At 60.7% G+C, this 7,560-nt stretch carries 6 protein-coding genes; 3 read left to right on the forward strand and 3 right to left on the reverse strand.

What is annotated here, in order from left to right; genetic code table 11:
* Positions 1 to 4: 4 nt before the first annotated feature.
* From sucD to VFU66_RS04860, 3 genes are all read right to left on the reverse strand, one after another.
* Positions 5 to 880 carry a succinate--CoA ligase subunit alpha gene (sucD, locus tag VFU66_RS04850; protein ID WP_326445112.1) on the reverse strand — a complete coding sequence of 292 codons (876 nt, stop codon included), beginning with the start codon at positions 878 to 880 and terminating at the stop codon, positions 5 to 7.
* A complete protein-coding gene (gene sucC / locus VFU66_RS04855; protein ID WP_326445113.1) occupies positions 880 to 2,058 on the reverse strand; it encodes an ADP-forming succinate--CoA ligase subunit beta in 1,179 nt (392 codons plus the stop codon). The genes sucD and sucC overlap by 1 nt, the downstream gene beginning before the upstream one ends.
* 259 nt (positions 2,059 to 2,317) lie before the next feature.
* Positions 2,318 to 5,119: a TonB-dependent receptor gene (locus tag VFU66_RS04860; RefSeq protein WP_326445114.1), complete on the reverse strand. Its 2,802-nt coding sequence runs from the start codon at positions 5,117 to 5,119 to the stop codon at positions 2,318 to 2,320.
* 204 nt (positions 5,120 to 5,323) lie between these two features.
* Between VFU66_RS04860 and trpD the strand changes: the two genes are divergently transcribed.
* The 3 genes from trpD to VFU66_RS04875 are packed head-to-tail and all read left to right on the forward strand — an operon-like array spanning position 5,324 to position 7,407.
* Positions 5,324 to 6,355: an anthranilate phosphoribosyltransferase gene (gene trpD, locus VFU66_RS04865; RefSeq protein WP_326445115.1), complete on the forward strand. Its 1,032-nt coding sequence runs from the start codon at positions 5,324 to 5,326 to the stop codon at positions 6,353 to 6,355.
* A 40-nt stretch (positions 6,356 to 6,395) separates the two neighbouring features.
* Positions 6,396 to 6,758 (forward strand): YbjQ family protein, encoded by a 363-nt coding sequence (locus tag VFU66_RS04870; RefSeq protein WP_326445116.1) that lies wholly within the window; start codon positions 6,396 to 6,398, stop codon positions 6,756 to 6,758.
* 52 nt (positions 6,759 to 6,810) lie between these two features.
* Positions 6,811 to 7,407 carry a thymidine kinase gene (locus tag VFU66_RS04875; RefSeq protein ID WP_326445117.1) on the forward strand — a complete coding sequence of 199 codons (597 nt, stop codon included), beginning with the start codon at positions 6,811 to 6,813 and terminating at the stop codon, positions 7,405 to 7,407.
* Positions 7,408 to 7,560 lie beyond the last annotated feature (153 nt).

The raw sequence follows: 7,560 nt of genomic DNA on the forward strand, positions 1-7,560 counted from the left end.
CGACCTACGTCTTCCCCAGCACCTTCGCCATCGCGTCGCCAATCTCCGCCGGCGATTTGACCACCGTGATGCCAGCCGCAGCCATCGCCTTCATCTTCTCGGCAGCCGTTCCTTCACCGCCCGAGATAATGGCCCCCGCATGTCCCATCCTGCGTCCCGGAGGAGCCGTCTGTCCGGCGATGAACCCGACCACCGGCTTCCTCACATGCTGTTGGATGTACTTCGCCGCGGCCTCTTCCGCCGAGCCGCCGATCTCGCCGATCATGATGATCGCCTCGGTCTCCGGGTCTTCGTTCAGCAGCTTCAGCGCATCGATGTGCGTCGTCCCGATGATCGGGTCGCCGCCAATGCCAATCGCGGTCGACTGCCCGATCCCACGCTGCGTAAGCTGATACACCGCCTCGTAGGTCAGCGTGCCGGACTTCGACACAATCCCGACCGAGCCTTCCTTGTGAATCCGTCCCGGCATAATCCCGACCTTCGCCTTGCCCGGCGAGATGACGCCCGGGCAGTTCGGCCCAATCAGCCGTGACTTCGAGCCCTTCACCACCTCCCAGGTCTTCACCATGTCCAGCACAGGAATCCCCTCGGTGATGCAGATGACCAGCGGCACCTCGGCGGCGACGGCCTCCTGAATGCCATCGGCGGCAAACGGCGGCGGCACAAAGATCACGCTCACATTCGCGCCCGTCTCTTTCACCGCCTCCTCGACTGTGTTGAACACAGGCCAGCCCTCATGCGTCGTGCCGCCCTTGCCGGGAGTCACACCGCCCACGACCTTCGTTCCATACTCCGCGCAACCCTTCGCGTGAAACGTCCCCTCGCGCCCGGTGATGCCCTGCACAATCAGCCGCGTATTCTTGTCAACCAAAACTGCCATTACTTACCACCTTTCGCGGCTGCGACCGCCATATCGGCAGCTTCTTTCATCGTTGCGCCGACCAAAAACTTCAAACCCGATTCGGCAAGAATCTTGCGACCTTCCTCGACGTTCGTTCCTTCCAGACGCAGAATGATTGGCAGCGTCACGCCCAGCTTCTTCGCCGCCGCGACGACTGCCGTCGCCAGCACATCCACGCGCAGAATGCCGCCAAAGATGTTGATGAAGATCGCCTTCACGTGCGGGTCGCTCAGCAGAATGCCAAAGGCATTCTCAATCTGCTCCTGATTCGCGCCGCCACCTACGTCCAGAAAGTTCGCCGCAGCGCCGCCCGAGTACTGAATGATGTCCATCGTCGCCATGGCCAGACCAGCGCCGTTCACCATGCAGGCGATCGAACCATCCAGCTTGATGTAGTTCAGCGCAAACTTCGACGCCTCGACCTCGAGCGGATCCTCTTCAGACAGGTCGCGCAGCTCCTTCAGGTCTTTATGGCGGAACATCGCGTTGTCGTCGAAGTTGATCTTGCAGTCGAGCGCAAGCAGCTTGTCGTCCTTCGTCGTGATGAAGGGATTGATCTCCATCAGCGTCGAGTCCGTCTCGATGAACGCGCGATACAGTCCCATCATGAACTTCACGGCGTCGTTAATCTGCGTCGGCTTCAGACCCAGCTTGAACGCGAGCTTGCGCGCCTGATAGGGCTGCAATCCGACCGCCGGGTCGATGTATTCCTTGTAAATCTTCTCGGGAGTCGCATGGGCAACCTCTTCGATCTCCATGCCGCCCGCCTGCGAGGCCATAAACACCAGCTTCGCCGCCGCGCGGTCGAGCACAATACCCAGATAAAGCTCGCGGTCAATCGCCGAGCCTTCCTCGATCAGGAGCCGCTGCACCTTCTGGCCCTGTGGCCCGGTCTGGTGCGTCACCAGTTGCATCCCCAGAATCGCCTTCGCCGCGACCTGCGCATCGGCCAGCGACTTCGTCACCTTCACGCCGCCGCCCTTGCCGCGCCCGCCCGCATGGATCTGTGCCTTGACCACCAACGCCGGATTGCCTTTATCGAAAAGGTCCTTGGCGGCCCTGTCGGCCTCCTCCAGCGTCGAAACCATCTCGCCGCCCGGAACCGGCACACCATACTTCCGCAGAATCTCTTTAGCCTGATACTCGTGAATTTTCATAGGGGATAATCTTTTTTGGAAAACTGCTGCCCAAGAAGTGTAGCGAACAAAAACAACCGCCCGCAATGAAATCCCGCACAACCGTGCGGTTATCGCTTATCGTAAGGAAACTTTCATCCACTCCTAAGGAATCTCGACGCCCCATCTACCCTGCGCCCTGGCCGCCCCACACGTGAAGAAGCGCCAGAGCACGTCTCCGGCGCCTCTTCCCTTTCGTGAGTAAGTGCTACGGGCTATACCAATTCATTAAGATTCGCCACTACCTCTCGCGCGAAGGCGACCACCGAATCCCGCCGCCAACCGTCTGCCGATAGAACTCCCGCTGAATTGGATAAATCGTGCTGCCCTGGTAGAAGCCGAAGACCTCATTGTTGAGGTTCAGCGCATAGCCCACGACAGAGAATCCCCTCGGCAGCCTGTAGGTGCCCTGCATGTCCACCTGCAGGTGCGAATACAGATACAAATCGCCGTTCGGTCCCTTGATGCCGCCACCTGAGCCATCCGCCGGATTGAAGGCACCGGCATTGCCATCGTTGTAGTTATAGGCAAAGATGTTCGCCGCGTTATAGCTCAAACCCAACCGCACCGACAGATTTCGCTTGTCATAAGTAGGGCTGATGTTCCACGTATGAGGCGCCTGCCGCAGCAGGTCTGGCCTGTCCGTCCGCCCAACTCCAGAATCCGAGCCATCCGGATTGGTCGCTGGCGGAAAGGTCAACTGCGACGCACTATACCCATAGTTCGCCGAAAGCCCGGTGCCGCGCAACAACCCGGGCAGCCGCGTAAAATGCTGCTGAAACGCAATCTCGAACCCATACACATACGCACTTCCGGCATTCTGCGGCTGGGTCTGGATCGTTCCATCTGACAACGTCGTATTCAGTGGAATAATCGGGTCGCTCAGGTGTTTGTAGAACACGCCCGCCTGTAGCAGTCCAATCGGGTTCAAATTCCGCTCATACAGCAGGTCAACGTTATCGGCGTGCTCCGCCTTCAGGTTCGGGTTGCCGATGCTCGACGTCGTCCGCACGCCACCCGGCGAGACGGTCGCAAACGATACCAGGTCCGCAAAGTCCGGCCGCGATAATCCTCGCCCATACACCAACCGCAGGCCGCTCGTCGGCGTAATCGTGTAGCGCACCGACGCGCTCGGCAACACGTCAAGGTACGATCCGCTCTTCGCCACCGGCGGCGCACCCGGCACGGTAGTGCCATTGTCCTTCTCGCTTGTGTTCTCAAAGCGCAGGCCCGCGACAATCCGGAACCTGTTGAGGTCGATCGTGTTCATCAGATACCCTGCCGAAACCTTCTCGATCAGGTTGAAGTTGTTCGTCTGAATATTCGGGTTGTTCGGGTCCGATGTGACCGCCCGGAATGCCTTCACCTTGTCATAGTCCACAACAGGCCCAAACCTGTAGCTGCCGCCATAGTAGTTCGGGTCGGTAAACCCGCCCAGGAAGTTCGTCATCGCCAGCGAAGGATCGTTTGCACTCGCCGTCGGCACCGTGAACGCTTCGTTTAGGTTGGCGAATTTATGCGCGTTCCGGAATCGGCCGCCGAACTCTATCGTGCCCGCATGACCGCCGGCCGTGTAACTCGTTGCCAGTGACGCTCCAAATCCGAGATCCACCTCGGGATTGTAGTAGTTGTTGATTCTCTGTCCCGCAAAGAAGAGCTGTGTCGGGTCGAAGATATTCGCGACATTCTGCGCCTTCAGCTTCGGAATCAGCGGATTCGATGTGTCCAGCACAAACTGTATTCCGCCATTCAACGGCGAGTTCGCTCCCGGATTGAACTTGGCATTGGAATAACCATTGTCCCGCGTCCTGCCAATCGAGCTCTCCACGTCCCACGCCAGCAGCGACCGCGTGATCACATGCCGCCCACCTGCCTGCAGGCTTCCCAGATCCTGGATCGGACGCCGGATCTGCGCCCCGAACGTAACGCTTCCTGTGCCATCCGGCTGTCCTGCAGACGTCATCCCCGTCGCCAGGTTATAGTCCCACGCATTGCCGTAGTTATAGAACCGCGAATACAGTCCCTTCAGATAAATGTTGGAAGTGTCGCTGAACTTGTAGTCCACCGTACCCGCAAATCCTCTGCGCGTGCGGTAGTACTGATAATCCCGCTGATCGTATCCGCCCAGAAGCACCGGCCCTGGTTCAACGTCATTGATCCCGCGCCCGTTCCAATCATTGGACGCGCCGAACAGCAGTCCCAGCCGGTTGCCTTCCAGAAACCGCCTGCCCACCGTCCCATCGAACTGATACGCCGGCCTGCCGCCGATAATCGGCGTATATCCACCCGTCGACTCCAGCGCCACCGTCGGCCTGTCGCCCGCGCTCTTCGTCCGCAGGTCCACCGAGCCGCCAATTCCATCGCCCGGCATATTCGCCTGTAGCGTCTTATTGATCTGCACCGACTCCACCAGGTCTGCCGGAATAATATCCAGTTTGATCTGCCGCACCGTCTCCGCCGACGCAATATTGACACCGTCGATTGTCACATTTGTCAGCCGCGGTTCAGTGCCGCGCACCTGGACATACTTTCCCTCGCCCTCATCACGCTCCAGCGTCACGCTCGGCAGGCGGCCAATCGCGTCCGCGACATTCGCATTCGGCAGGCTCTTGATTACATCGGCAGGCAGCACATTGATAATGTTGTCCGCATTGAACGTCCGATTGATCGCTTCCACCTCGCCGCCCTCGCGCCCCGCGTACACCTCAACATGCTGCGCGCTCGAAGCCACGTTCAGCGAAGCGTCCAGCCGGACTGCCCGGCCCGCCTCCACCGTCACCGTCTTCTTGTACGGAGTGAATCCCGCATAGGTGATCGAGACCGTGTAATTGCCCGCGCCCAGCCCGTTCATCGTGAACTGGCCTTGCGCATCCGACAATGCCATCGACCCGCCCGGGTCCGCTGTCACCTTCGCCCCTTGTAACGCCCTTCCCTGCGTGTCGGTAATAAGGCCGGAAAGCAGTCCCGTACCCGTCTGCGCCCACGTCGGCGCAACCATCGCGAACAGCATCATCATGGCCATTGCATAGCGCACCAGGCGCATCTTGAAGCTCCTTCTTCAGACGAGATGGAGCTCATACCGAAACGGCACACGAACATGCCATCCTCGCTGAACTGAAATTTGGATTGACTGCTGTTCACCCTAGGCGCCGATCGTTGCGCTCGAATAAAAATTCTGTGACGGTCTCATAAACACTTCCGGACAACTCAATCCGAATCCTGTGTCTCACCTGCTACCCTTGTGACAATGCCTCTTCAGCCTCATCTGAAACAGATCATCGAAGGCCGCGCCGCGCTCACGCGCGACCAGGCCCGCGCGCTCATGCAGAGCATCGTTGCGGGTGAGCTGACCGATATCGAGATCGCTGCGCTGGTCGGTGCGCTTGCCGCCCGTGGCGAGACTCCTGCGGAACTTGCGGGCTTTGTCGATGTCATGCGCGCCGCCGTCGTTCCTATCCCGCTCGAACCGGCCGAGCGTTTGAAGCTGGTCGATACCTGCGGCACCGGCGGCGATCACAGCCGCACCTTCAACATCTCGACCGCAGCCGCGCTCGTCGCCGCAGCAGCCGGAGCCACCGTTGCCAAGCACGGCAACCGGGCCATCACTTCCATCTGCGGCTCGGCCGATGTGCTTGAAGCCCTCGGCATTCCGGTTGGCCACACGCCAGCCGAAGCCTCCGCCGCGCTGCGCACTCATCGTTTTGCGTTTCTGCACGCGCCCAGTCTGCATCCTGCAATGAAGGCTGTGATGCCGGTGCGCCGGGCACTCGGCGTTCGCACGGTCTTCAACCTGCTCGGTCCGCTGACGAATCCTGCGGGGGCCCCGGCGCAGGTGATGGGCGTCTACGCTCCGCACGTTGTCCAGCTTGTGGCGGAGGCGATGGCGCTGCTTGAGACTCGTCATGCTTTTGTCGTCCACGGCCAGAGCGAGACAGGTCAGGGGCTCGACGAGATCTCCATCTCCGGCCCCACGCATCTTGCCGAAGTTCGCAACGGCAAAGTCACGCTCTCGACCATCACGCCGGAGGCGGCGGGGCTCACGCGCGCGCCGCTCGACGCACTCACGGGCGGCGACGCCGGGACCAATGCAGCGATTCTCACTGCCGTCTTCAGCGGCGAGCCGGGCGCGCGCCGCGACATCGTGCTGCTGAATGCTGCCGCTGTGCTGGTCGCCTCCGACCTCGCGACGGACCTCGCAGACGGCGTCTCGCTCGCGGCAAGAACGATCGACTCGGGAGCGGTCACGGAACTGATAGCCTCGCTGGCGCGTAGAGGATAGAATCCGGGTGCTCGCCAGACCCGAAGGAGATGTGCGTCTTATGTCTACCTATCCGCCCCCGCCCCTGACCATCAACCCTGCGTTTACTACCACGGCCTTTGAGCTTCCGGGCTACCGCATCGTGCATAATCTGGGCGTCGTGCGCGGGATTGTGGTGCGCTCGCGGAATGTCTTTGCAACCATCGGCGCAGGGCTCCAGACGCTGGTCGGCGGCGACATCACACTGTTCACGCAGCTCTGTGAGAAGACCAGGCAGGACTCGTTTGCCATGATGACCTTGCACGCCTCGCAGCTCGGGGCCAATGCTGTGATCGGCTTCCGCTACGATGCGAACGAGGTGATGAAGGGCGTGACCGAGGTACTGGCTTACGGGACGGCGGTCGTCGTCGAGCCGATTCAGTGACCGGCTGGAAATCCACGGGAAAATCCACCGGCGGCGCGGCTACCATGGGCGGATGACGACTCCAGGCAGAATTGAGATGATTACCGGGCCGATGTTCTCGGGCAAGTCCGAGGAGCTGATCCGGCGGCTGAAGCGGGCGCGCATCGCTCGCCAGCGCGTGGCCTGCTACAAGCCGGACATCGACCTGCGCTACCATCGCACCGCGATTGCCAGCCACAGCGAGCAGACTCACGACGCGACGACGGTGGCGACGACGGCTCACCTGAAGGCTGAGCTGTGGCCGCGGATGGACGAGGTGGACGTCATCGGCATCGACGAGGTGCAGTTCTTCGATGAGGCAATTCTTGCGCTCGCGGTCGAGCTGGTGCATCAGGGCAAGCGGATCGTCATGGCGGGGCTCGACACAACCTTCGCTGCCGAACCCTTCGGCCCGGTGCCGGACCTGATGGCGATTGCGGATGAGGTTACGAAGCTCTCGGCGGTGTGCATGACGTGCGGCGCTCCGGCGATTCACACGCAGCGGCTGGGGCAGAGTCAGGAGCTGGTGGTCGTCGGAGCGGCCGGGCTTTACGAGGCTCGCTGCCGGGCTCACTTCCGTCCCTTCCTTGATGAGCACAGCTCGGAGCAGCTCGATCTGCCTGCGATCTAGGGGTACCCCCTCCCCCCGCTTTTTGTGCAAAGTCCTTCGAACAAAGGACTTAGGTCCGGACTTCGGTGCCGGCTGTTCGTAAAGTATTGATTACATTGAGCCGTAACACGTAAAGTCCTTCAAGCAAAAGGGTTATGAGGATTTTGCGAGGGT

Origin of the sequence: Edaphobacter sp., assembly GCF_035763405.1 — a bacterium.
Lineage (GTDB): Bacteria > Acidobacteriota > Terriglobia > Terriglobales > Acidobacteriaceae > Edaphobacter.

Coding starts and splice junctions, on each gene's coding strand:
- sucD (WP_326445112.1), bottom strand. CDS start 880: ATGGCAGTTTTGGTTGACAAGAATACGCGGCTGATTGTGCAGGGCATC.
- sucC (WP_326445113.1), bottom strand. CDS start 2,058: ATGAAAATTCACGAGTATCAGGCTAAAGAGATTCTGCGGAAGTATGGT.
- VFU66_RS04860 (WP_326445114.1), bottom strand. CDS start 5,119: ATGCGCCTGGTGCGCTATGCAATGGCCATGATGATGCTGTTCGCGATG.
- trpD (WP_326445115.1), top strand. CDS start 5,324: ATGCCTCTTCAGCCTCATCTGAAACAGATCATCGAAGGCCGCGCCGCG.
- VFU66_RS04870 (WP_326445116.1), top strand. CDS start 6,396: ATGTCTACCTATCCGCCCCCGCCCCTGACCATCAACCCTGCGTTTACT.
- VFU66_RS04875 (WP_326445117.1), top strand. CDS start 6,811: ATGACGACTCCAGGCAGAATTGAGATGATTACCGGGCCGATGTTCTCG.